This is a genomic window from Streptomyces sp. R35 (assembly GCF_041053035.1).
Classification (GTDB): domain Bacteria; phylum Actinomycetota; class Actinomycetes; order Streptomycetales; family Streptomycetaceae; genus Streptomyces; species Streptomyces lutosisoli.
This window is the reverse complement of record NZ_CP163440.1, coordinates 2,742,814-2,766,697: the sequence shown is the minus strand read 5'-3', so window position 1 is coordinate 2,766,697 and position 23,884 is coordinate 2,742,814. Positions and strand designations below refer to the sequence as shown.

Annotated in this window: 19 protein-coding genes; 11 read left to right on the top strand and 8 right to left on the bottom strand. The window is 69.9% G+C overall.

Going from position 1 to position 23,884, the window contains the following annotated elements; all coding sequences use genetic code 11:
- Positions 1-78 precede the first annotated feature (78 nt).
- From secG to AB5J50_RS12855, 5 genes are all read left to right on the top strand, one after another.
- Positions 79-309, top strand: a complete 231-nt coding sequence (gene secG, locus AB5J50_RS12875) for a preprotein translocase subunit SecG (RefSeq protein ID WP_033310747.1) — start codon at positions 79-81, stop codon at positions 307-309.
- A gap of 236 nt (positions 310-545) precedes the next feature.
- The gene (locus AB5J50_RS12870; RefSeq protein ID WP_078615979.1) at positions 546-881 is read left to right on the top strand and encodes an RNA polymerase-binding protein RbpA; all 336 of its coding nucleotides are present in this window, start codon (positions 546-548) and stop codon (positions 879-881) included.
- Positions 882-1,107: 226 nt separating this feature from the next.
- Positions 1,108-2,376 (top strand): MFS transporter, encoded by a 1,269-nt coding sequence (locus tag AB5J50_RS12865; protein ID WP_369257663.1) that lies wholly within the window; start codon positions 1,108-1,110, stop codon positions 2,374-2,376.
- Positions 2,377-2,448: 72 nt separating this feature from the next.
- Positions 2,449-4,101, top strand: a complete 1,653-nt coding sequence (gene pgi / locus AB5J50_RS12860) for a glucose-6-phosphate isomerase (RefSeq protein WP_369257661.1) — start codon at positions 2,449-2,451, stop codon at positions 4,099-4,101.
- Positions 4,102-4,196: 95 nt separating this feature from the next.
- Positions 4,197-5,132, top strand: a complete 936-nt coding sequence (locus AB5J50_RS12855; protein WP_369257659.1) for a hypothetical protein — start codon at positions 4,197-4,199, stop codon at positions 5,130-5,132.
- Positions 5,133-5,141: 9 nt separating this feature from the next.
- Here AB5J50_RS12855 and AB5J50_RS12850 read toward each other — a convergent pair whose 3' ends face one another.
- The 3 genes from AB5J50_RS12850 to AB5J50_RS12840 all read right to left on the bottom strand — a co-directional run bounded on the left by AB5J50_RS12850 (position 5,142) and on the right by AB5J50_RS12840 (position 8,797).
- Complete coding sequence (locus AB5J50_RS12850) at positions 5,142-7,433, bottom strand: ABC transporter permease (protein WP_369257657.1); 2,292 nt, start codon at positions 7,431-7,433, stop codon at positions 5,142-5,144.
- 66 nt (positions 7,434-7,499) lie between these two features.
- Positions 7,500-8,285, bottom strand: coding sequence for an ABC transporter ATP-binding protein (locus tag AB5J50_RS12845; protein WP_369257655.1), 786 nt, complete (start codon positions 8,283-8,285; stop codon positions 7,500-7,502).
- A complete protein-coding gene (locus AB5J50_RS12840) occupies positions 8,282-8,797 on the bottom strand; it encodes a PadR family transcriptional regulator (RefSeq protein WP_369257653.1) in 516 nt (171 codons plus the stop codon). Before AB5J50_RS12840 ends, AB5J50_RS12845 begins: the two co-directional genes overlap by 4 nt.
- Before the next feature lie 154 nt (positions 8,798-8,951).
- Between AB5J50_RS12840 and AB5J50_RS12835 the strand changes: the two genes are divergently transcribed.
- The 5 genes from AB5J50_RS12835 to AB5J50_RS12815 all read left to right on the top strand — a co-directional run bounded on the left by AB5J50_RS12835 (position 8,952) and on the right by AB5J50_RS12815 (position 15,661).
- A complete protein-coding gene (locus tag AB5J50_RS12835; protein ID WP_369257651.1) occupies positions 8,952-10,226 on the top strand; it encodes an ABC transporter substrate-binding protein in 1,275 nt (424 codons plus the stop codon).
- Between the two features lie 162 nt (positions 10,227-10,388).
- Positions 10,389-12,062, top strand: a complete 1,674-nt coding sequence (locus AB5J50_RS12830; protein ID WP_369257649.1) for a glycoside hydrolase family 13 protein — start codon at positions 10,389-10,391, stop codon at positions 12,060-12,062.
- A gap of 73 nt (positions 12,063-12,135) precedes the next feature.
- Complete coding sequence (locus tag AB5J50_RS12825) at positions 12,136-13,461, top strand: ABC transporter substrate-binding protein (protein ID WP_369257647.1); 1,326 nt, start codon at positions 12,136-12,138, stop codon at positions 13,459-13,461.
- A 5-nt stretch (positions 13,462-13,466) separates the two neighbouring features.
- Positions 13,467-14,825 carry an ABC transporter permease subunit gene (locus AB5J50_RS12820; RefSeq protein ID WP_369257645.1) on the top strand — a complete coding sequence of 453 codons (1,359 nt, stop codon included), beginning with the start codon at positions 13,467-13,469 and terminating at the stop codon, positions 14,823-14,825.
- Positions 14,822-15,661, top strand: a complete 840-nt coding sequence (locus AB5J50_RS12815) for a carbohydrate ABC transporter permease (protein ID WP_327427846.1) — start codon at positions 14,822-14,824, stop codon at positions 15,659-15,661. Before AB5J50_RS12820 ends, AB5J50_RS12815 begins: the two co-directional genes overlap by 4 nt.
- 262 nt (positions 15,662-15,923) lie before the next feature.
- On the opposite strand, the gene pgl is transcribed toward AB5J50_RS12815, so the two are convergent.
- From pgl to tkt, 5 genes are read right to left on the bottom strand one after another with little or no spacing between them, the layout of a single operon-like run.
- A complete protein-coding gene (pgl, locus tag AB5J50_RS12810) occupies positions 15,924-16,706 on the bottom strand; it encodes a 6-phosphogluconolactonase (protein WP_369257642.1) in 783 nt (260 codons plus the stop codon).
- On the bottom strand, positions 16,703-17,764 hold the full coding sequence (opcA, locus tag AB5J50_RS12805; protein ID WP_369257640.1) for a glucose-6-phosphate dehydrogenase assembly protein OpcA: 1,062 nt from the start codon (positions 17,762-17,764) through the stop codon (positions 16,703-16,705). The genes pgl and opcA overlap by 4 nt, the downstream gene beginning before the upstream one ends.
- On the bottom strand, positions 17,761-19,284 hold the full coding sequence (zwf, locus tag AB5J50_RS12800; RefSeq protein WP_369257638.1) for a glucose-6-phosphate dehydrogenase: 1,524 nt from the start codon (positions 19,282-19,284) through the stop codon (positions 17,761-17,763). The genes opcA and zwf overlap by 4 nt, the downstream gene beginning before the upstream one ends.
- A gap of 4 nt (positions 19,285-19,288) precedes the next feature.
- A complete protein-coding gene (tal, locus tag AB5J50_RS12795; RefSeq protein WP_327427842.1) occupies positions 19,289-20,407 on the bottom strand; it encodes a transaldolase in 1,119 nt (372 codons plus the stop codon).
- 35 nt (positions 20,408-20,442) lie between these two features.
- Entirely contained in the window at positions 20,443-22,530 is a 2,088-nt protein-coding gene (gene tkt, locus AB5J50_RS12790; RefSeq protein ID WP_369257636.1) for a transketolase, read from the bottom strand.
- Between the two features lie 355 nt (positions 22,531-22,885).
- Between tkt and AB5J50_RS12785 the strand changes: the two genes are divergently transcribed.
- Complete coding sequence (locus AB5J50_RS12785; RefSeq protein ID WP_369265377.1) at positions 22,886-23,839, top strand: heme o synthase; 954 nt, start codon at positions 22,886-22,888, stop codon at positions 23,837-23,839.
- Positions 23,840-23,884: the final 45 nt, after the last annotated feature.

Genomic DNA, 23,884 nt, shown 5'->3' with positions numbered 1-23,884 from the left:
TCCATGTGCGGCTCCGCCGCGTGGCCACCGGGCCCCCGTCGTCGATCCAGATCCGAGGAAGTTGGTCCAGCCGTGGTTATGGGGTTCTCGATCGCCCTCATCGTCTTCAGCCTGCTGCTGATGCTGCTGGTGCTGATGCACAAGGGCAAGGGCGGCGGCCTCTCCGACATGTTCGGTGGCGGCATGCAGTCGTCCGTCGGTGGCTCCTCGGTCGCCGAGCGCAACCTCGACCGCATCACCGTGGTGATCGGTCTGCTCTGGTTCGCGTGCATTGTCGTGCTCGGCATCCTGATGAAGGTCAACAACTGATCACCGGCTGACATCGGTACGGCAGCACAACTGCACATTACGCAAGCACATTCCGCACGTAAGGCCCCATGTCCGGTACGCGCCCGCAGGCGCGGCCTATCATGGGGCTTGCGTCTAGGGGCGGGGGTGTAACTCCAATCACTGGACGCGCGTTGGGCCTTACGTAGACTGAGGCGCTCGCAGCGAAGCGTCACGCCGACTCGCTTCGCGGCACCATCACGCAGGGAGTTACGACCGTGGCAAGTGGCAACGCGATCCGAGGAAGCCGGGTCGGGGCGGGGCCGATGGGCGAGGCCGAGCGCGGCGAGTCCGCACCCCGGCTGCGCATCTCCTTCTGGTGCTCCAACGGGCACGAGACGGTCCCCAGCTTCGCCAGCGACGCGCAGGTTCCCGAGACCTGGGACTGCCCGCGCTGCGGCTTCCCCGCAGGACAGGACCGGGACAACCCGCCGGACCCGCCGCGCACCGAGCCGTACAAGACGCACCTCGCGTATGTACGGGAGCGACGCAGTGACGCGGACGGCGAGGCGATCCTCGCCGAGGCGCTCGCCAAACTGCGGGGCGAAATCTAGAAGTTGAGAGCCGGCCGGGCACCGAGGGGTGCCTGGCCGGAGCTGTATCGCACGGTTGTCGTGGGGCGTACGGGCGTGCGCCCCACGTGGTCGTGCCGGCCGGAGCTGTCTCGCGCGCGGATTCCCGTGCCGTGACCGGATCCCGCGTCCGTGCCCCGCTGCGCGGCGGCCGATTGTCAGTGGTGCCCTCTACGGTTCTTGAAGTGGCGGAACCAGAGGGGGCGTTGTGACGACGGCTGAACTGGCGGGCGTACGGGCGCCCACGTGGCGCGGGGGATTCGGGCGGCTGTGGACCGCGGCCGTGGTGTCGCAGTTCGGGGACGCCCTGCGCATCGCCGCGCTGCCGCTGCTCGCCGTGCGGCTCACCGACGATCCGCTCGTCATCGCCTCCGTGACGGCCTGCGGCTATCTTCCGTGGCTTCTCTTCGGGCTGCTGGGCGGGGCGCTCGCCGACCGCGTGGACCAGCGGCGGGCGATGTGGGCCGTGGACACGGCACGCGGCGCACTGGTGGCCTCCTTCGCCCTGGCCGTCGGGTTCGGGCACGCGTCGATCGCCCTGCTGATCACCCTCGCCTTCACCTTGACCACCCTCCAGACCCTCTTCGACAACGCGGCCACGGCCCTGCTGCCGTCGCTGGTGGACAAAGAGGCCCTCGGCAGCGCCAACGCCAGACTGATGACCGGACAGCGGCTCGCCGGAGGGCTGCTCGCGGGTCCCTTCGTGCCGCTGCTGCTGACCGTCGGGGCCGCCATGCCGTTCACGGCGGACGCGGCCACCTATCTGCTCGCCGCCGCGCTGGTGGCCTCTGTGCGGATCCGGGCGCCCGAGCGGGAGCCCCGGCCGGCCGGGAGCACGCTGCGCGCCGAGATAGCCGAGGGACTGCGCGCGCTGTGGCGCGACCGGGTACTGCGGGCGACGTGCACGGCCACCCTGCTGTGCAACATCGGCATGGGCGCGCTCATCGCCACCCTGGTGCTGCATGTGACGCGCTGGCTGCGCGCAGGGAACACGGGATACGCGGCGGCGATGACGGCGTACTCGGCGGGCAGCTTCTGCGGCGGCTTCGTCGCCCAGCGTGTCGCGCGCCGGTTCGGGCGGGCCCGCAGCCTGCTGCTGGGCGGATCCGTCCAGACGGCGTCGCTGCTGCTGATGGGCACCGTCCGTCACCTGGGCGCCCTCATCGTGGGCATGGCGCTGCTCGGACTGATGAACATGGTCTGGAACGTCAACCAGGTCACGCTGATGCAGCAGCGCAGCCCCGCGGACATGGTCGGCCGCATCAGCTCCGCCTTCCGTACCGCCTCCACCTCCGGGGCCCCGCTCGGCGCCCTCCTGGGCGGCGCGGTGGCGGGGGCGTACGGGCTGAACGGGCCCGCGCTGTTGGCGGCCGTGCTCTTCGCGTTCGCCGTCATCTCGCTGATACCTGCGCTCAAGCCGGACGTATCTGTTGTTGAGCCGGACGACGGCGTTACGACAGCTCGCGTCAAGCCCTGATCAATTAGGTTGGGACCGGCAGCGGGGCAAGGTACGCAGCAGCACAGGCAGGAAAGAAGGCGGAAGTCCGAGATGAACGCAGACAGCCGTACCAGGCTCAACCAGACGCCCGAGTGGACCGCTCTGGCCAAGCACCGCGAGGAGTTCGCGGACACCCATCTGCGGGACCTGTTCGCGGCCGATCCCGGGCGCGGCTCCGGCTACACACTTCAGGTCGGCGATCTGCACGTCGACTACTCCAAGCACCTGGTCACCGACGAGACGCTGCGGCTGCTGCGCGAGCTGGCCGCGGCGACCGACGTCTTCGGGCTGCGGGACGCCATGTTCCGGGGCGAGAAGATCAATGTCACCGAGGACCGCGCGGTGCTGCACACCGCGCTGCGCGCCCCGCGCGACGCCGTGATCGAGGTCGACGGGGAGAACGTCGTCCCCGCGGTGCACGCGGTGCTCGACAAGATGGGCGACTTCGCCGAGCGCGTCCGCTCGGGCGAGTGGACCGGGCACACCGGCAAGCGCATCAAGAACGTCGTCAACATCGGTATCGGCGGCTCCGACCTCGGTCCTGCGATGGCGTACGAGGTGCTGCGCTCGTTCACGGACCGGGATCTGACGGTCCGGTTCGTGTCGAACGTGGACGGCGCCGATCTCCACGAAGCCGTGCGGGACCTGGACGCGGCCGAGACCCTGTTCATCATCGCCTCGAAGACGTTCACCACGATCGAGACGATCACCAACGCGACCTCCGCGCGCGACTGGCTGCTGACCGAGCTGAAAGCCGGTCAGGACGCCGTCGCGAAGCACTTCGTGGCCCTGTCGACGAACGCCGGGAAGGTGTCGGACTTCGGCATCGACACGGCCAACATGTTCGGGTTCTGGGACTGGGTCGGCGGGCGCTACTCGTACGACTCGGCGATCGGCCTGTCCTTGATGATCGCCATCGGCCCGAACCACTTCCGGGAGATGCTCAACGGGTTCCTTCTCGTCGACGAGCACTTCCGCACGGCTCCCGCCGAGTCCAACGTGCCGCTGCTCCTGGGCCTGCTGGGTATCTGGTACGGCAACTTCCACGACGCCCAGTCGCACGCCGTACTGCCGTACTCGCACTACCTGTCCAAGTTCACGGCGTACTTGCAGCAGCTGGACATGGAGTCCAACGGCAAGTCGGTGGACCGTGACGGCCGTGCGGTGGAGTGGCAGACCGGGCCGGTCGTGTGGGGCACGCCGGGCACCAACGGGCAGCACGCGTACTACCAGCTCATCCACCAGGGCACCAAGTTGATCCCGGCCGACTTCATCGGCTTCGCCGCGCCGGTCGCCGATCTGCTGCCGGGGCTGGTCGCCCAGCACGACCTGCTGATGGCGAACTTCTTCGCGCAGACGCAGGCCCTCGCCTTCGGCAAGACACCGGACGAGGTGCGCTCCGAGGGGGTGCCCGAGGAGCTGGTGCCGCACAAGACGTTCAAGGGCAACCACCCGACGACCACGATCCTCGCGCGCGAGCTGACCCCTTCGGTGCTGGGCCAGTTGGTCGCCCTCTATGAACACAAGGTGTTCGTCCAGGGCGCCGTGTGGAACATCGACTCCTTCGACCAGTGGGGCGTCGAGCTCGGCAAGGTCCTCGCCAAGCGTGTAGAGCCGGCGCTCACCGATGGCGCTGAGGTGCCGGGACTGGACGAGTCGACCAGGGCGTTGGTCGCCAAGTACCGGGAGCTGCGCGGTCAGTAGGCGGCAACGGGTGCGGGTAAGCGGGCGGCGGGAGTCCGCCCGCTTCCCGTAGAATCCCCGGCGATCACGGCGTCGAGCGCTCGGGGGAGCGAAACATGGCTGGTTCGCGCGGGAGATGGCTGAGCGGCAGGCTATCGGTGGCGTCGATCCTGCAGCCCAAGGCCGTGGCGCAGGCGGTGTTCCACCCGGTGTGGATTCCGCCGTCCGTCGACCAGTCCGTGGAGCGGCTCAAACGCGTGCGCGTCATCGCGGGGGCTATCGCGGCGTTCGGCGTGTACACGTTCGTGGAGGGCAAGTTCGACTTCACCGAGGTTCTGGAGAACATGCTGACGGCGGCCGTCGTCCTGCTGTTCATCACACCTCTGACGGTGGGCGTGATGCTCTTCGTCTGGCGGCGCACCGGGAGGATCCGCGATCTGCGCGGGTCCCTGTTCAACTCGCTCAAACTGCTGCTGCTCTTCATCGGCATGGTCGTGGGGACGGTGCTGCTGTGGCAGTTGTCGATCTCGCTCGGGGGCATCGCGCTGGTGGCGCTCGGCCTGGTGGCGATGTGGCTGACCGGCTTCTTGATGTACGGGGCCGTGCAGCTGTCGGGGAACTTCTTCGGTTCCGCCGCCGTGCACCGCGGCCTGCCGCCGCTGCTCGCCACGGTGACGACGTGGCTGATGGCCATTCCCGACCTGGTCACCGGTGATCTGCACGGGCTCAGCTTCAAGATGGGGATCGTCTTCATCCTGGGCGCCCCGCTGACGGTCTCGGCCATCGCCGTCCTGGAGATGAACCGGCTCCGACGGCACCACGGCATCCGGCTGGGCGCGCACCCCGCGACGTTCCCGCCCCCGCGGGTGTATGCGCCGAACCCCGGGTTCGTCCCGCCGCAGGGGAACCCCTACATGCCGCCCGGCCAGCCGTACGCCCCGCCGGGACACCCGTACGCACCGGGCAACGGCACCCCCTACGCCCCCGGAAACGGCGCCCCGTACACGCAGTGGCCGCAGAACCCGTACGGCCAAGGCCCATACGGTTCCTGACCGGCGGGCTCAGGCCACCGCGCTGAGCGTGTCCGCCAGTCGCCGACGGGCCGCTCGCGCCGCGGGCAGGGCGGCGAGTGCGGCGGCGCCCAGCACGGCGGCCGTGCCGAACATCAGGAGAAGCACGGAGGACGGCCCCTGGGCGATGCCGGCGCCGATGCCGCTCGATCTGCCCTGGGCGTCGATCAGCCAGTGCGCGAGGGGCACCCCCAGCGCCGTAGCCACGAGGACCGCTGCCAGGGCCGTGCACCCCGTCGCCGTCACGGTGACCGCGGTGATCTGCCGCGGAGTCAGCCCGATCGCCTTCAGCGCCAGCAGATCCCGCTCGCCCTCGCGCACGGTGCCGCCGATCGCGGTGAGCAGCTCGATGAGCCCGATCAGGGCCAGTACGGCGATCAGCCCCGCGACGACCCCGCGCAGCGGCGAGAGCCCGTCGGCCGGGTTGGTCACGGTGTGCACGTCGAAGCGTCCGTGGGCGGCCGTGGCCAGCTCGGTGGCCGCCTTGTGCGGGTCGGCGCCGGGACGCAGCTGGAGTTGGTAGAGGGTCGGCCGGAGGTCGGGGTCGTTCTCGCGGAGGGTGTCGAGCGAGGTCGAGATGACCCGGCCGCCGTTCTCCGGCTCGATGCTGCGCCCCACGATGTGCAGGATCTGCGGCTGTTCGCCCACCGTGATCCGCACCCAGTCGCCGACGTGGACGTCCAGCAGGTCGAGCAGTCCCTGACCGGCCACCGCCTCGTCGGGGCCGCGTGCGGGGCGGCCCTCGGCCAGTGAGAACGGGTACGGATCCTGGTGGGTGCCGAGCCCGCGCAGCGCGATCATGCCCGTCTGGCCGGGGACCAGGGCGGCCACCTCGACGCCCGGGTGGACGGCGGTGACCTGCGGGTTCTTGGCCAGCAGGGCCCGTACGTCCGCATCGCTCAGGTTCTCGTCCGCCCGCACCGTGAGCGCGGCCGCGAGACCGATCTGATCGGGCCTGCTGTGGAAGCGGTCGATGGTCGTCCACGCGCTCATGGCCACCACGATCAGCAGCAGCGGCAGCGCGAGCCGGGCGATCGTGGCCAGCGAGCGAGGCCGTCGTGTGAACGCCTTGTGCCAGCCCAGGACCAGCGCGGACGGCAGCCGCAGCCCGAGCGCCCCGCGCGCCAGGCCCGACAGCCGCCCGCCGAGCGGCGCTGCGGCCCGCAACCCGGGCACCGGAGGCACCCGCCCGGCGCGCCAGGCCGCGAGTCCTGTCGTCGCGGCGATGAACAACACCGCGGCCACGGGTATCGCGAAGAGTGCCGCCGTGTGCCCCGGGAGCCCCTGCCACACACCGACCGCGTCGCCTAGACGCCCCGGAACCCGGCTGCCCAGCGTCTCGCAGAGCGCGGCGGCCAGCACGGCGCCCAGCAGCGCGAACGCCACGTGCTGGAGCAGGAAGATCCGCACCACCTGGCCGGGCGTGAAACCGATCGCTTTCAGCACCGAGATGTCCCGCAGATGGCCGCGGATACGGGTGCCGATCGCGCCGTGCACGGCGAGCGCGGCGGCGAGCAGCGCGCCGAGGCCGAACAGGCCCAGTACCTGCCCCAGCAGTCGGTTGTCGCCCTGGGCCTCGGCCCGCGCCTGCTGCCAGTGGGAGACCTCGGTGACCGCTCCGGCGCCCAGGAGGGTGACGGCCCGCTGGACGGCGTAGTCCGTGTCGCCGGGATCGGCCAGCCGCAGCCCGATCACCTGGCCGGTGGGCCCGGCCGTGCGCTGCACGGCGGACGGCAGCGCCCACACGAGGCCCGAGCGCTCGCCCGGGCTGTAGCGGGGCTCGGCGCTGTCGGCGACGCCCAGGACGGTCAGGGTCCGTGCGGTGCCGGGCACGGTGAGGATGTCGCCCGGCTCGGCCCACAGCGCCCGGGCGAGGCTGCTCTCCAGCACCACGCCGTCCGGCCTGGCGGGGTCCAGCCAGCGGCCGGAGTCGAGGAGCGGGCGGCCGGTGGTGGGTGGTTCGACGGTGCCGCGCAGTTCGACGGAGGCGCGGGTGCCACGCGACTCGACCGTGGCGGCGGTGGTGGGGTACGGGCCCGCGACGGACTCGACTCCGTCCAGATCGGCGAGCCTGTCCGCATCGGCCGACGGGCCGGTGTGGATCCACACGTGCGCGCCGTGCGACTGGGCGAAGACGCGCTGCCAGGGGTTGGTCGCGTACCCGAAGAGCGCCGTGGCCAGCAGCAGCGAGGCGACGATCCCGGCGGTGGCGAGCACGATGAACAGCGCCTCGCCCCGATGCGTGCGCAGATCGGCGTGCGCCCAGCGCAGAGTGGCCCGCATCCCGGCTCAGCCTCTCGGCTCGCGTACTAGGGACCGGTTCGTCGGCGGAGGCTTGCGCACAGCGGCTCAGTCCTTCAGTTCCAGCACGCCGGATATCCCCACGCCCCGCGACGGCGTGCCGTCGAGTTCCGCGTCGTCGGCGATGCGGCCGTCGAAGAAGCTGATCACCCGGTCCGCGGAGCTCGCGAGCCGTGCGTCGTGGGTGACCAGCACGATGGTCTGGCCGCGCTGGTGAAAGCGGGACAGCAGCCGGGTCACCTCGCGGGTGCCCTTGCTGTCGAGGCTGCCCGCGGGCTCGTCGGCGAGCAGCAGGGGCGGATGGTTGACCAGGGCCCGCGCGAGCGCGACGCGCTGCTGCTCGCCGCCGGACAGCTCGCCCGGCATGCTGCGCTCCTTGCCCTCCAGACCCAGCTCGGCGAGGAGCGTCTCGCGCTCGGCGCGCGCCTGCTTGGGGGAGAGGCCGGCGAGCAGGGCGGGCAGCTCGACGTTGTCGGCGACCGACAGGTTCGACACCAGGTTGAAGAACTGGAAGACGATGCCGATACGGCGCCGGCGTTCGACCGCCCAGCGCGCCTCGCTGTACGCGTCCGTGCACTCGCCGTCCAGCCAGACGCTGCCGGAATCCGGGCGCTGGAGCCCGCCGAGCAGATGCAGCAGGGTCGACTTCCCGGCACCGGACGGACCGGTGACGGCCACGAACTCGCCTTTCCGTACGGAGAGGTCCACGCCACGCACGGCATACGCGGGCGCACCCTCGCCGTAGTGGGTCTTGACCAGGCCCTCGGCGCGCAGCACAGGGGCGTCCTCGGCGGAAACGTCCTCGGGGCGCGGCGAAGGAGCGGTGCGGCTCATTCCTGCTCCTCCAACTCCTCCTGGCAGCGCTCCAGCCAGTCGAGATCGGCCTGCAGATGCAGCATGGCGCCCTCGATGAGCAGCTGGGAGATGCGGTTGTCCCGGTTCTCGGCGGCGGCGAGCTTCGACAGATCGCGCATGGTGTTCAGATACTGGCGCCGCTGCTTGTTGATCAGGGCGATCTGGTCGGCGAGACCGGTCTGCGGTGCCAGCGCGAGCTTCATGAAGAACTCGTCCCGTACGCGCGGTTCGTCCGCCGTCTCCTCGTACCAGGCGCGCAGCGCCTCACGCCCGGCGTCGGTGAGGTGATAGATCTTCTTGTTGGGCCGGCTCGACTGCTCGACTTCCTCGCCCTCGATCAGTCCCGACTTCTCGAGGCGGCCGAGCGTCACATAGATCTGGCCGACGTTCGGCTGAGGGTACGCGGCACCCAGCAGTTGCTCAAGGCCCTGCTTGAGCTCGTAGCCGTGGGCGGGTCCGCGCGCCAGCAGGGCCAGGAGGGACAGCCGCACTCGTGCTCTCCTCCCCGCATCCTTGTCATGTGCCGCAGGCCCACGTGCCCGAGGCCAATGTGCCGCAGGCCCTAGTATCGCCCATACCTAACAGGTATACATGGCCTCTGACTCCGGGCGAAGGTGCCCGGCGCCGGTGTACAGGGAGGAACCTATGCGGTGGATACGCGCCGCCGGTAGGGGCCTCCTGGTCGCGGCGGTGGTCCTGTCCGGTTACGTCGCCTCGGGCGCCCAGGCCGACCGGGCGCAGGGCGGCGGCCGCGGTCCGCTCACGCTGGCCACCGCCGGTGACCTGACCAACTATCTGGGGCCGCTGCTCGACGGCTGGAACCGCACCCACCCCGGCGAGAAGGTCACCCTCGTCGAACTCCCGGACTCCGCGGACGAGACCCACGCGCAGATGACCACCGACCTGCGCGGCGGCGACCGGAGCCGCTTCGACGTCCTCAACATCGACGTCGCCTGGACCTCGGAGTTCGCCGCCGCGGGCTGGATCTCCCCGCTGCCGCGGGACCGCTTCCCGCAGGGCAGCTTCCTGCAGCCGGTCGTGGACACGGCGAGGTACGACGGAAGGCTGTACGCCGTCCCGTACGTCACCAACGCCGGACTGCTCCTCTACCGCAAGGACATCCTGGCCAAGGAGGGCGTCGCGCCCCCGCGCACCTGGGCCGAGCTGGAGAAACAGGCGAAGACCATCGCGCCGAAGTACGGACTCGACGGTTACGCGGGCCAGTTCCTGCCCTACGAGGGGCTCACGGTGAACGCCGCCGAGGCGGTCTACTCGGCGGGCGGCACGATCCTCGGTGACGAGGGCGAGCGCGTCACCGTCGACTCCGCGGCCGCCCGCGAGGGCATCGGCTTCCTCGCCCGCGGCGTACGCGACGGCTGGATCCCGAAGAAGGCGCTCATGTACAAGGAGCAGGAGTCCAAACAGGCCTTCCAGGACGGCCACCTCCTCTTCCTGCGCAACTGGCCGTACGCCTACGTCAGCGCCTCCGCCAAGGGCTCGGCCGTCGCCGGGAAGGTCGGCGCGGTGCCGCTGCCCGGACCCGACGGGCCGGGGACGAGCGTGCTCGGCGGCTCCAATCTCGCGGTCAACGCGCATGCCCGGCACCCCGACTCCGCGGCGCGCCTGATCGCGTACCTCACCAGCGAGCGGGTGCAGCGGCAGGTCCTCACGCGCGGCGCGCTGCCGCCCGTACGGGCCGACCTCTACCAGGACCCGGAGCTGATCCGGGAGTTCCCGTATCTGCCGACGCTGCGCGCGAGCGTCCTCGCGGCGGCGCCGCGCCCCAAGAGTCCCCGATACGACCAGGTCAGCCTGGTGGTGCAGGCGGTCGTGCACGACGCGCTGACGGGCCACGAGACGCCCGAGGCAGCGGTGCGCCGACTGGCGCGCGAGCTTGCCGACATCTCTCGCCGAGGCTGAGCCCTCTTTCCGTCGCGCTCGACGGCTCCTAGTTACATGTTAGGTAACGCGCTCGTCTCATCTTCTGCCTCAGTGGGTGGAAAAGTCGGCATATAAAGTCCCAACTTCCAGATACGCGAAACCTATTCGTTGACACCCGTGCGACATGCCTACTTAACATGCATGCATAACCGGAGGCACGCACAGACAGGTCAACGGGTGAAGCTCAACACGCACCGCTGGTGGCGCGACGCAGTGATCTACCAGGTGTATGTCCGGAGTTTTCTGGACAGCACCGGGGACGGTATCGGCGATCTCGCCGGAGTCCGGGCCGGACTGCCGTATCTGAAGAAGCTCGGGGTCGACGGCATCTGGCTGAGCCCCTTCTATCCCTCGCCGCAGCACGACCACGGCTACGACGTCGCCGACTACTGCGACGTGGACCCGCTCTTCGGCGACCTCGCCGAGTTCGACCTGCTGATGACGGACGCCCGGCGCCTCGGCGTCAAGGTGCTCCTGGACATCGTCCCCAACCACTGCTCCAGCGAGCACCCGTGGTTCCAGGAGGCGCTGGTCTCGGCGCCGGGCAGCGCGACCCGCGCCCGCTTCCACTTCGCCGACGGCCGGGGCCCGGACGGGGCCGAGCCGCCCAACAACTGGCACGCCATGTTCGGCGGCCCCGCCTGGAGCCGGGTCACCGAGCAGGACGGCACCCCGGGCCAGTGGTACCTGCACATGTTCACGCCCGAGCAGCCCGACCTGAACTGGCGCAACCCCGAGGTCGGCGCCCACTTCGACCACGTACTGCGCTTCTGGCTCGACCGGGGCGTCGACGGCTTCCGCATCGACGTGGCCGCCGGCCTCTACAAGCATCCCGACCTCCCGGACTCGTCCGACCCGGAGGCCGACGCCCGCACCCGCGACTCGGTCAACCCGCTCGCCTGGAACCAGCCCGAGGTGCACGACGTCTGGCGCCACTGGCGGTCGGTGTGCGAGGAGTACACCGCCCGCGACAGCCAGGAACGGCTGCTCGTGGGCGAGGTCTCCGTGCCGACCGCCCGCGAACACGCCCAGTACGTACGCCACGACGAGCTGCACCAGGCCTTCTTCTTCGACCTGCTCAGCGCCCCCTGGAACGCCGACGCCTTCCGCAAGGTCATATCCGAGGCCATGCAGGACATCGCCGGCACCGGCTCCACGGTCACCTGGGTGCTCAACAATCACGACCAGGTCCGCACGGTCACCCGCTACGGCGAACTCGGCACCGAGGGAAGCGGCCTGGGCGCCGCCCGCGCCCGCGCCGCCGCGCTGCTGATGCTGGCGCTGCCCGGAGCCGCGTACATCTACCAGGGCGAGGAACTCGGACTCCCCGAGGTCGTCGACCTGCCCGACGACGTGCTCACCGACCCGATCTTCCGCAGGACCGGCAGCCGCGCCCGGATCCGCGACGGCTGCCGGGTGCCCCTGCCGTGGTCGGGGCACGCCTCGCCGTTCGGCTTCACCTCGGGCGTCGAGAGCGCCAAGCCGTGGCTTCCGCAGCCCGCCTACTTCGCCGAGTACGCCACCGACCGCGCCCTCGCCGACACCCGCTCCTTCTGGCACCTCTACCGCGACGGACTCCAACTGCGCGCAGGACTACCCCAGTTGGGCGAGGGCGCGCTGCGCTGGCTGGACACCCAGCCCGGCGTCCTCGGCTTCGTCCGCGGCGACGGCCTGGTCTGTGCCGTCAACTTCGGTACGGCACCGATGCCCGCGCCGGTCTCCGGCACCCCGCTGCTGTCCAGCGGCCCCTGCGCGCCCGGCGTCCTGCCCGGCTCGACGGCCGCCTGGTGGATCAGCGACTGCACCAACCCCTGAGCCCACCCCTCCTGATAGCCACCCCCTCTCCTGATTGCCCGTCAATTCCCATACCTTCGAAGGGACATCAACGATGATGCGACGACGTACGACCCTGCTCGCGAGCTGCACCGCCCTTGCCCTCGCCCTCGGCGCGACCGCCTGCGGAGGCGGCCCCGTCTCCGCAGGCGGTGGCGGCAAGTCGCTCAGCGGCCAGACGATCACCGTGGCCGGTGTCTGGTCCGGCAGTGAGCAGAAGAACTTCCAGAAGGTCCTGGACGCCTTCAGCGAGAAGAGCGGCGCCAAGACCCAGTTCATGTCCACCGGCGACAACGTCTCCACCGTCGTCGGCAGCAAGATCGAGGGCGGCAACGCTCCCGACGTCGTGATGGTCCCGCAGGTCGGCGTGCTCCAGCAGTTCGCGAAGGAGGGCTGGCTCAAGCCGCTGTCCAAGACGACCCAGCAGTCCGTCGACAGCAACTACGCGAGCGTGTGGAAGAACTACGGCAGCGTCGACGGCACCCTGTACGGCCTCTACTTCAAGGCCGCCCACAAGTCGACCGTCTGGTACAGCCCCGACGCCCTCGACCAGGCGGGCGTCAAGCCGCCGACGTCGTACGACGCGATGCTGAAGGCCGGGCACACCGTCTCCGAGTCGGGCCTCGCGGCCTTCTCCGTCGCCGGGCAGGACGGCTGGACGCTCACCGACTGGTTCGAGAACATCTATCTCTCCCAGGCCGGACCCGAGAAGTACGACGCCCTGGCCGCCCACAAGATCAAGTGGACCGACCCGACCGTGGTCGACGCCCTCACCACCCTCGGCAAGCTCTTCAAGGACAAGCAGCTGATAGCCGGCGGCCAGAAGGAGGCGCTGAACACCGACTTCCCCGGCTCCGTCGAGAAGGTCTTCGGGCCCAAGCCCGAGGCCGGCATGGTCTACGAGGGCGACTTCGTGGCCGGGGTCGCCAAGGACCAGTTCGGCAAGAAGATCGGCGAGGACGCCAACTTCTTCCCCTTCCCCCCGGTCGGCGACGGCAAGGCGCCCGTCGTCAGCGGCGGCGACGCGGCCGTCGTCCTGAAGGACGGCAAGAACCAGAAGGCCGCCCAGCAGTTCCTGGAGTACCTGGCGACCCCCGAAGCGTCGGCGGTCTGGGCCGAGGCGGGCGGCTTCCTCTCCCCGAACAAGAAGCTCGCCCTCTCCTCCTACGGCGACGACGTCACCCGCGAGACCGCCAAGTCCCTGGTCGCCGCCGGGGATTCGGTCCGCTTCGACATGTCCGACCAGGCCCCGGCCGCGTTCGGCGGCACCAAGGGCGCCGGCGAGTGGAAGATCCTCCAGGACTTCCTGCGCGACCCGTCCGACCCGAAGGGGACCGCGGCCGAGCTCGAGAGCGCGGCGGCCAAGGCGTACCAGGGCTGATCACCATGACCGCCACACTCCTCAAAGAGGCGAGCCCGCCGCCGGTCAGCATGGCCGACCGCCGGCGGCGGGCCCGGCGACGCGGCCGGATCGTCGCTCTCGCCTTCGTCTTCCCCGCCCTGCTCCTGCTCGGCGCGCTCGTCGTCTACCCGGTGCTGTTCTCGGTGGGCCGCAGCTTCTTCGACGCCTCCGGCACCCGGTTCGTGGGCGGCGACAACTACACCGAGATGTTCCGCGACCCCGCCACGCTCAAGGCCGTCCGCAACACCGCGATCTGGGTGGTCGTCGCACCGACCCTGCTCACCGGGCTCGGCCTCGTCCTCGCCGTCCTCGTCGAAAAGGTGCGCTGGGCAACGGCGTTCAAGCTGCTGCTCTTCATGCCGATGGCCGTCTCCTTCCTCGCCGCGGGCATCATCTTCCGGCTCGCTTACGACGAGGACCCCGACAAGGGCGTCCTGAACGCCGCCGTCGTCTCCGTGCACGACGCCTTCACGGGCACGTCCTCGTACCCGACCGCCCGCGCCCGCGACGGCCAGGGCCTGACCAAGGGGGCCGACGGCTCGTACCGTACGACCGCCACGGCGTCCCCCGGCCACACCGTCGACGTCGGTCTGGTCGGCGTACTCCCGAAGGACCTGCCGCAGGGCGCGCGACCCGCGTACCCGGCGGCGGCGCGGAAGGCGGCCTCCGACGAACTGCGCGGTGTCGTCTACCTGGACTTCACGCGCGGCGGGGGAGGGCAGCAGGGCAAGGTCGACCGCCAGGAGAGCGGGCTGCCGGAGATGAAGGTCGAGGCGGTGCGCGACGGAGAGACGGTCGCGAGCACCACCACCGCGGCCGACGGCTCCTTCCGCTTCCAGGACCTCGGCTCGGGCTCGTACTCCGTGCGGCTGCCGGCGTCGAACTTCGCCCCGCCGTACCAGGGCGTCTCCTGGCTGGGCCCCGCGCTCGTCACGCCCGCCATCATCGGCGCCTACCTGTGGATCTGGACCGGCTTCGCCATGGTCCTGATCGGCGCGGGGCTCGCCGCGCTGCCGCGCGACGCGCTGGAGGCGGCGCGGATGGACGGCGCGAACGAGTGGCAGATCTTCCGCCGGATCACTGTGCCGCTGCTCGCGCCCGTCCTCACCGTGGTCTTCGTGACCCTGGTGATCAACGTGATGAAGGTCTTCGACCTCGTCTACATCATCGCGCCGGGTCCGGTGCAGGAGGACGCCACCGTGCTGGCCACCCAGATGTGGCTGGTGTCCTTCGGCGGCGGCAACAACCAGGGCCTGGGCAGCGCGCTCGGTGTGCTGCTCCTGCTCCTGGTCATCCCCGCCATGGTCTTCAACGTCCGCCGTTTCCGAGGGAGTCAACGATGAACGCGCTCAGGCGAGGGCTCGGCAACAGCCTGGTGCAGGCGTTTCTCGTCGTCGTGGGGCTGGTGTGGCTCACCCCGCTCGCGGGACTGTTCGTGTCCTCGCTGCGGTCCGCGCAGGACACCGCGAAGGGCGGCTGGTGGACCGCGTTGCGGAGTCCTGGGCAGCTGTCCTTCGACAACTACTCGGCGCTGCTGGGCAATTCGGGGATGACGCGGGCGTTCTGGAACACCGTGCTGATCTCCGTCCCGGCGACCTTCCTCGTCGTCGTCCTTGCCGCACTCGCCGGATACGCCTTCGCGTGGCTGGACTTCCCGGGGCGCGAACCGCTCTTCCTGCTGGTGGTCGCGCTGTTGGTGGTGCCGGTCCAGATCGGATTGTTGCCGGTGGCCAAACTCTTCGGGCAGCTGGGCCTGTTCGGCACGATTCCGGGGGTGGTGCTCTTCCACGTGTCGTACGGGCTGCCGTTCGCGATCTTCCTGCTGCGGAACTACTTCGCCGAGATGCCGAAGGAGATGCTGGAGGCGGCGCGCATGGACGGGGGCACCGAGTGGCGTATCTTCACGCGGCTCGTGCTGCCCGTGGGACGGCCGGCCATCGCCAGCCTGGCCATCTTCCAGTTCCTCTGGGTGTGGAACGACATGCTGGTCGCGCTGCTCTTCGCCGACAGCTCATCACAGCCGCTGACAGTTCAACTCCAGTCGCAGATACGGCAGTTCGGGAGCAATATCGATGTGCTCGCGCCCGGGGCGTTCCTGTCCCTGGTGGTACCGGTGGTCGTGTTCTTCGCCTTCCAGCGGCACTTTGTGCAGGGGGTGATGGCGGGGTCGGTGAAGTGACGGGGCCCGAGGGGGTTTTCGCCCCCGCCGCCCCTACCCGTCCCATCCTTCTGGGGCTCCGCCCCAGACCCCGTGGGCCGGTTCGTCGGCTGCGGGTGGGTGGGGGCCGTTCGCGCAGTTCCCCGCGCCCCTTAAGGGGCGCGGGGGAACTGCGCAATCTTTTAGCGGGGGTCTGGGGGCGCAGCCCCCAGCGAAGCGGCGGTCTCCATGGACACGGAAGGCCCCAGGTCGCTGACCTGGGGCCTTCTGGTGGGTTCAGAATTCAGGGCGAAGCAGGCGGATACAGCGACCGGGGCAGTTGGGAAGCCGCCGCGTCGTCCAGCAGCCACAGGGTGCGGGAGCGGCCGTAGGCGCCGGCGGCCGGGGCCTGGATCTCGCCCGCGCCCGACAGGGCGATCGCCGCGGCCTGGGCCTTGTCCTCGCCCGCCGCCAGCAGCCACACCTCGCGGGCGGAGCGGATCGCGGGAAGCGTGAGCGAGATCCGGGTCGGCGGCGGCTTCGGCGCGCCGTGCACGCCCACCACCATCCGCTCCGTCTCCCGCACGGCGGGCAGCTCCGGGAAGAGCGACGCCACATGGGTGTCCGGGCCGACGCCCAGCATCAGGACGTCGAAGGCCGGCGCCGAGCTGTGGTTCTCCGGCCCCGCGGACTTCGCGAGCTCCGCGGCGTACGCCTCCGCCGCCGCGTCCACGTCGGCGCCGTACGGACCGTCGGACGCGGGCATCGGATGCACCCGCGCGGGGTCCAGCGGCACCGCGTCCAGCAGAGCCGCACGGGCCTGTGTGTCGTTGCGGTCCGGGTCGCCCTCGGGCAGGTACCGCTCGTCGCCCCACCACAGGTCGAGGCGGCCCCAGTCGATGGCGTCCCGGGCGGGCGCGGCCGCGAGCGCCGCGAGGAGCCCGTTGCCGTTGCGGCCGCCCGTGAGCACGACCGAGGCGTAGCCGCGCGAGGCCTGCGCGTCCACGATCTTCGTGATCAGCCGGGCCGCGGCGGCCTGGGCCATCAGCTCCTTGTCGTGGTGGACGACGAGCTGCGGAGTACTCACTTGGCTGCCGCCTTCTTCGCGGGAGGCCTCTTGGCGGCGGCCTTCTTGGCAGGGGCAGTGGCCTTTGTCGCGGGCTTCGCCGCGGTCTTGACCGCGCCCGGCGCCGCGCCCTCCTCGGAGGACTCCGCCGCCGTCGCGTTCAGCCGGTGCACCCCGTACCGCAGCGCCGACGCGTAGGTGTCGTCCGGGTCGAGGCGGCGCAGCTCCTCCGCGATCAGCTCGGACGTCTCGCGGCGCTTGAGCGCCACCGCACGGTCGGGCTGGCCCTGGATGGACAACGTCGCCAGGGAGCCGTCGGCGCGGTCCAGGACGATCGGGCCGCAGCTCGTGCCCAGCCGGACGGCGGTGAGGCCGGGGCCGGAGGACGTGGAGCGCTTGACGGGGACGTCGAGGCGGTCGGCGAGCCACATGGCGAGCAGCTCGCAGCTCGGGTTGAACTCCTCGCCCTCCACCTCGACCGCCTCCACCTCGCAGGCGACCTGGTCCAGGGCCGCGGCCAGCATCGAGCGCCACGGCGTGATGCGGGTCCAGGAGAGGTCGGTGTCGCCCGGGGTGTAGGCGTCGGCGCGGGCGCTGAGCTCGCGTACCGGCGCCTCCGCCGCGTAGGTGTCGGTGACCCGGCGCTGGGCGAGAGCGCCCAGCGGGTCATTGGCCGGGTCGACCGGCGCGCTCACCGGCCACCAGACGACGACGGGGGCGTCCGGCAGCAGCAGGGGCAGGACGACCGAGTCGGCGTGGCCCGCGACCTCGCCGTACAGGCGCAGCACCACCGTCTCGCCGGTGCCGGCCTCGACGCCGAGCCGTACCTCGGCGTCCAGACGCGACTTCGTGCGGTCGCGGGGCGAACGCGAAACGCGCTTTATGACCACGAGGGTGCGCGAGGGGTGTTCGCGCGAGGCGTCGTTGGCGGCCTTCAGGGCGTCGTAGGCGTTCTCCTCGTCGGTGACGATGACCAGGGTGAGCACCATGCCGACGGCGGGCGTGCCGATGGCGCGGCGGCCCTGCACGAGCGCCTTGTTGATTTTGCTGGCCGTGGTGTCCGTGAGATCGGTCTTCATGGGCGACGCCAGCTCCGTCCGTCTCGCTCGAGCATTTCGTCCGCCTCGACCGGGCCCCACGTGCCCGAGGGATACTGCGCGGGCTTGCCGTGCTTGTCCCAGTACTCCTCGATCGGGTCGAGGATCTTCCAGGACAGCTCGACCTCCTCGGTGCGCGGGAAGAGGTTCGAGTCGCCGAGCAGGACGTCGAGGATCAGACGCTCGTACGCCTCCGGGCTCGACTCCGTGAACGACTCGCCGTACGCGAAGTCCATGGAGACATCCCGGATCTCCATCGAGGTGCCGGGCACCTTGGAGCCGAAGCGGACCGTGATGCCCTCGTCGGGCTGGACGCGGATGACGATCGCGTTCTGGCCCAGTTCCTCCGTCGCCGTGTGGTCGAAGGGGGAGTGCGGGGCGCGCTGGAAGACGACCGCGATCTCCGTGACGCGGCGGCCCAGGCGCTTGCCCGTGCGCAGGTAGAACGGGACGCCCGCCCAGCGGCGGTTGTCCACCTCCACCTTGATCGCGGCGTACGTGTCGGTCTTCGACTTGGGGTCGATACCGTCTTCCTGGAGGTAGCCGACGGCCTGTTCGCCGCCCTGCCAGCCCGTCGCGTACTGCCCGCGGACCGTGTTCCTGCCCAGGTCCTTCGGCAGCTTCACCGCGCCGAGGACCTTGGTCTTCTCGGCGGCGAGCGCGTCCGCGTCGAAGGAGGCGGGCTCCTCCATGGCGGTGAGGGCCATCAGCTGGAGCAGGTGGTTCTGGATGACGTCACGGGCGGCGCCGATGCCGTCGTAGTAGCCGGCGCGGCCGCCGATGCCGATGTCCTCCGCCATGGTGATCTGCACATGGTCGACGAAGGACCGGTTCCAGATCGGCTCGAACATCTGGTTGGCGAAGCGGAGCGCCAGGATGTTCTGGACGGTCTCCTTGCCGAGGTAGTGGTCGATGCGGAAGACCTGGTCGGGCGCGAAGACCTCGTGGACGACCGAGTTGAGCTCCTCGGCCGACTTGAGGTTGTGGCCGAAGGGCTTCTCGATGACCGCACGGCGCCAGGAGCCGCTCGACTGGTCCGCCAGGTTGTGCTTCTTCAGCTGCTTGATGACCACCGGGAAGGCGGACGGCGGCACGGAGAGATAGAAGGCGAAGTTGCCGCCCGTGCCCTGTGCCTTGTCCAGCTCGTCGATCGTGGAGCGCAGCCGCTCGAAGGAGTCGTCGTCGTCGAAGGTGCCCTGCACGAAGCGCATGCCCTGGACGAGCTGCTGCCAGACCTCCTCGCGGAACGGCGTACGGGCGTGTTCCTTGACGGCGTCGTGGACCTCCTGCGCGAAGTCCTCGTGAGCCCACTCGCGGCGCGCGAAGCCGACGAGCGAGAAGCCCGGCGGCAACAGACCCCGGTTGGCGAGGTCGTACACGGCAGGCATCAGCTTTTTCCGTGACAAATCGCCCGTGACGCCGAAGATGACCAGGCCCGACGGCCCCGCGATACGCGGGAGCCGTCGGTCTGCGGGGTCACGCAGCGGGTTGCTGCTTGACAAGATTTCAGCCCTCCGAAGGGGCGAGGCGCTGGAGCTCCACCTCTGTGGACTTGAGCAGGTCGTTCCAGGACGCCGCGAACTTCTCGACGCCCTCGTCCTCCAGCAGCTGGACCACGTCGTCGTACGAGATCCCGAGCTTCTCGACCGCGTCGAGCTCGGCGCGGGACTGCTCATACGTACCGGCGATGGTGTTGCCGGTGATCTGGCCGTGGTCGTCGGTGGCCTCCAGAGTGGCCTCCGGCATGGTGTTCACCGTGTTCGGCGCGACCAGGTCGTCGACGTACAGGGTGTCCTTGTACGCCTTGTCCTTGACGCCGGTCGAGGCCCACAGCGGACGCTGCTTGTTGGCCTGCGCCTTGTCCAGGGCGGCCCAGCGGTCGGAGGAGAAGACCTCCTCGTACGCCTGGTAGGCGAGGCGCGCGTTGGCGAGCCCGGCCTTGCCGCGGGCGGCCTTGGCCTCGTCCGTGCCGAGCGCATCGATGCGCTTGTCGATCTCGGTGTCCACGCGGGACACGAAGAAGGACGCCACCGAGTGGATCTTGGAGAGGTCGAGGCCCGCGGCCTTGGCCTTCTCCAGGCCCGCGAGGTACGCGTCCATGACCTCGCGGTAGCGCGCCAGCGAGAAGATCAGCGTGACGTTGACGCTGATGCCCCTGCCGATGACCTCGGTGATCGCGGGCAGGCCCGCCTTGGTCGCCGGGATCTTGATGAGCGTGTTCGGACGGTCCACCAGCCAGGCCAGCTGCTTGGCCTCGGCGATGGTCGCCGTCGTGTTGTGCGCCAGCCGGGGGTCGACCTCGATGGAGACCCGGCCGTCCTGGCCCTGCGTGGCGTCGTAGACCGGGCGAAGGATGTCGGCGGCGTCACGGACGTCCGCCGTCGTGATCATGCGGATCGCCTCGTCGACGGTGACCTTGCGGGCGGCGAGGTCGGCGAGCTGCTGCTCGTAACCGTCACCGCTGCTGATCGCCTTCTGGAAGATCGACGGGTTGGTGGTGACGCCCACGACGTGCTGCTGGTCGATCAGTTCGGCGAGATTGCCGGACGTGATCCGCTTGCGCGACAGGTCGTCCAGCCAGATCGCGACGCCTTCCTCGGAGAGGCGCTTGAGTGCGTCTGTCATGGAAATTGCATCTCCTACGTGTCGTATGACCAGCGTCAGCGCTGGGCTGCGGCGATCGATTCCCGGGCGGCATTGGCGACGTTCTCGGCAGTGAAGCCGAATTCGCGGAAGAGCACCTTGCCGTCGGCCGAAGCACCGAAGTGCTCCAGCGAAACAATGCGTCCGGCGTCCCCGACGAACCGGTGCCAGGTCAGACCGATACCGGCCTCGACCGAGACCCGCGCCTTCACGGACGGCGGCAGGACACTGTCCCGGTACGCCTGGTCCTGCTCGTCGAACCACTCCACACACGGCATGGACACGACCCGCGTCGGGACGCCCGCGGCCTGCAGCTGCTCGCGCGCCTCGACGGCGACGTGCACCTCCGAGCCGGTGCCGATCAGGATGACCTCGGGCGAGCCGCCCTCGGCCTCGAACAGCACGTAACCGCCCTTGGCGGCATCCTCGTTGCGCTCGTACGTCGGCACGCCCTGACGGGTCAGCGCGAGACCGTGCGGGGCGCCCTTGCCGAACACCTTCGTGTAGCGCTTGAGGACCTCGCGCCAGGCGATCGCGGTCTCGTTGGCGTCCGCGGGACGGACGACGTTCAGACCGGGGATGGCGCGCAGCGAGGCCAGGTGCTCGACCGGCTGGTGCGTCGGGCCGTCCTCGCCGAGACCGATGGAGTCGTGCGTCCACACGTACGTCACCGGCGCGTGCATGAGGGCCGACAGGCGCACGGCGTTGCGCATGTAGTCGGAGAACACCAGGAAGGTGCCGCCGTAGACACGGGTGTTGCCGTGCAGCGCGATGCCGTTCATCTCCGCGGCCATCGAGTGCTCGCGGATACCGAAGTGGATCGTGCGACCGTACGGGTCCGCCTCCGGCAGCGGGTTGTCCGCAGGGAGGAACGAGCTGGTCTTGTCGATCGTGGTGTTGTTCGAGCCGGCCAGGTCGGCGGAGCCGCCCCACAGCTCGGGAATCACCGCGCCGAGCGCTTGCAGCACCTTGCCGGACGCCGCACGCGTCGCGACACCCTTGCCCGCCTCGAAGACCGGGAGCTTCTCCTCCCAGCCGGCCGGCAGTTCGGTCGAGGCGATGCGGTCGTACTCGGCGGCGCGCTCCGGGTTGGCGGTGCGCCAGGCGGCGAAGCCCTTCTCCCACTCGGCCTTGGCCTCACGACCGCGGTCGAGCGCCTCACGCGTGTGCGCGAGAACCTCGTTGGCGACCTCGAAGGACTTCTCCGGGTCGAAGCCGAGGACGCGCTTAGTTGCCGCGACCTCGTCGTCGCCGAGCGCCGAGCCGTGCGCGGCCTCGGTGTTCTGCGCGTTCGGCGCCGGCCAGGCGATGATGGAGCGCATCGCGATGAACGACGGCTTGTCCGTCACCTTCTTCGCGGCCTCGATCGCGTTGTAGATCGCGTGCGGGTCCAGGTCGCCGTCCGGCTTCGGGGCCACGCGCTGCACATGCCAGCCGTACGCCTCGTACCGCTTGACCGTGTCCTCGGAGACCGCGGTCTCGGTGTCGCCCTCGATCGAGATGTGGTTGTCGTCCCACAGCAGGATCAGGTTGCCGAGCTCCTGGTGGCCTGCCATGGAGGACGCCTCAGCGGAGATGCCCTCCTGGAGGCAGCCGTCACCGGCGATCGCGAAGATGAAGTGGTCGAACGGGGACTCGCCCTGCGCGGCCTCCGGGTCGAACAGACCGCGCTCGTAGCGGGCGGCCATCGCCATGCCCACGGCGTTGGCGACACCCTGGCCGAGCGGCCCGGTCGTCGTCTCCACACCGGTGGTGTGCCCGTACTCGGGGTGACCCGGAGTCTTGGAGCCCCACGTGCGGAACGCCTTCAGATCGTCCAGCTCCAGGCCGAAGCCGGCCAGGTAGAGCTGGGTGTAGAGGGTCAGGGACGAGTGGCCCGCGGACAGTACGAAGCGGTCGCGTCCGACCCAGTCGGCGTCCGCCGGGTCGTGCCGCATCACCTTCTGGAAGAGGGTGTACGCGGCAGGCGCCAGGCTCATCGCCGTACCGGGATGGCCGTTGCCGACCTTCTGTACGGCATCGGCGGCCAGGACGCGGGCGGTGTCGACGGCCCGCTGGTCCAACTCGGTCCACTCGAGGTCTGTGGTGGTCGGCTTGGTGCTCACCCTGGGTCAGGGCTCCTCTCCACATGTTCCACATGTCGAATATCCGGTGCACTGGGCGCCCACCGGCGTTGTCGAGCCTACCCCCGTAAGTACGTGCGTTTTTTCGAGTCATTCCAGACTGCCGGGACTCTCGGAGATCCGCCTCCCGACCGGTCCGTTCCGCATTCGGCAAGTGAATACGGAGCCGCTCGTCCGAGTGCTCAATCGAGTGGTGCTCGGCTCTTCCAGCGGTGCTGGTCAACACGACCCCACCCCCGCGAATGTCGGGGTCTGGGCAACGTCTACAGTGGCGTGGTACGCGCGAGCCTTTACCGGGAGTTCACACCCGGGGCTTGCTGGGATGTCTCTGTCAGGGGTGTGCGTGACGGCCGTCGAATCCCGTCCAGCGGGGGTGCTCGCCAAGAGCAGCAGCCGGGGCCAGCGGCCGTTCGGGGCCCGTGTCAAAGCGTTCGTGGCGCTGACCAAGCCGCGAATCATCGAACTGCTGCTGATCACCACCGTTCCGGTGATGTTTCTGGCCGAGCAGGGTGTTCCCGACCTGAAGCTGGTGCTCCTCACCTGCCTCGGCGGCTACCTCTCGGCGGGTGGCGCCAACGCGCTGAACATGTACATCGACCGTGACATCGACGCCCTGATGGAGCGCACCTCCCAGCGTCCGCTGGTCACCGGCATGGTCAGTCCGCGCGAGTGCCTGGCGTTCGGCATCTCGCTGGCGGTCGTCTCGACGCTGCTGTTCGGCCTGACGGTCAACTGGCTGTCCGCCTGGCTCTCGCTCGGCGCACTCCTCTTCTACGTCGTCGTCTACACGATGATCCTCAAGCGCCGTACGTCGCAGAACATCGTGTGGGGCGGCATCGCGGGCTGCCTCCCGGTGCTCATCGGCTGGTCGTCCGTCACGAACTCCATGTCGTGGGCGCCGGTCATCCTCTTCCTCGTCATGTTCTTCTGGACGCCGCCGCACTACTGGCCGCTGTCCATGAAGGTGAAGGACGACTACGCGCGCGTGGGCGTGCCGATGCTGCCGGTCGTCGCCTCCAACAAGGTCGTCGCCCGCCAGATCGTCATCTACAGCTGGGTGATGGTCGCGGTCTCGCTGCTCCTCACCCCGATGGGCTACACGGGTTGGTTCTACACGGTGGTCGCGCTCGCCGCCGGCGGGTTCTGGCTGTGGGAGGCCCACGGTCTGCAGAACCGCGCCAAGTCCGAGGTGACGGGCGGCAAGCTCAAGGAGATGCGGCTGTTCCACTGGTCGATCACCTACGTGTCGATCCTCTTCGTGGCCGTCGCGGTGGATCCCTTCCTGCGCTGACACTCCGCCGGGACTTCGCGACGGGCGGGGTACGTGGTCAAGGCC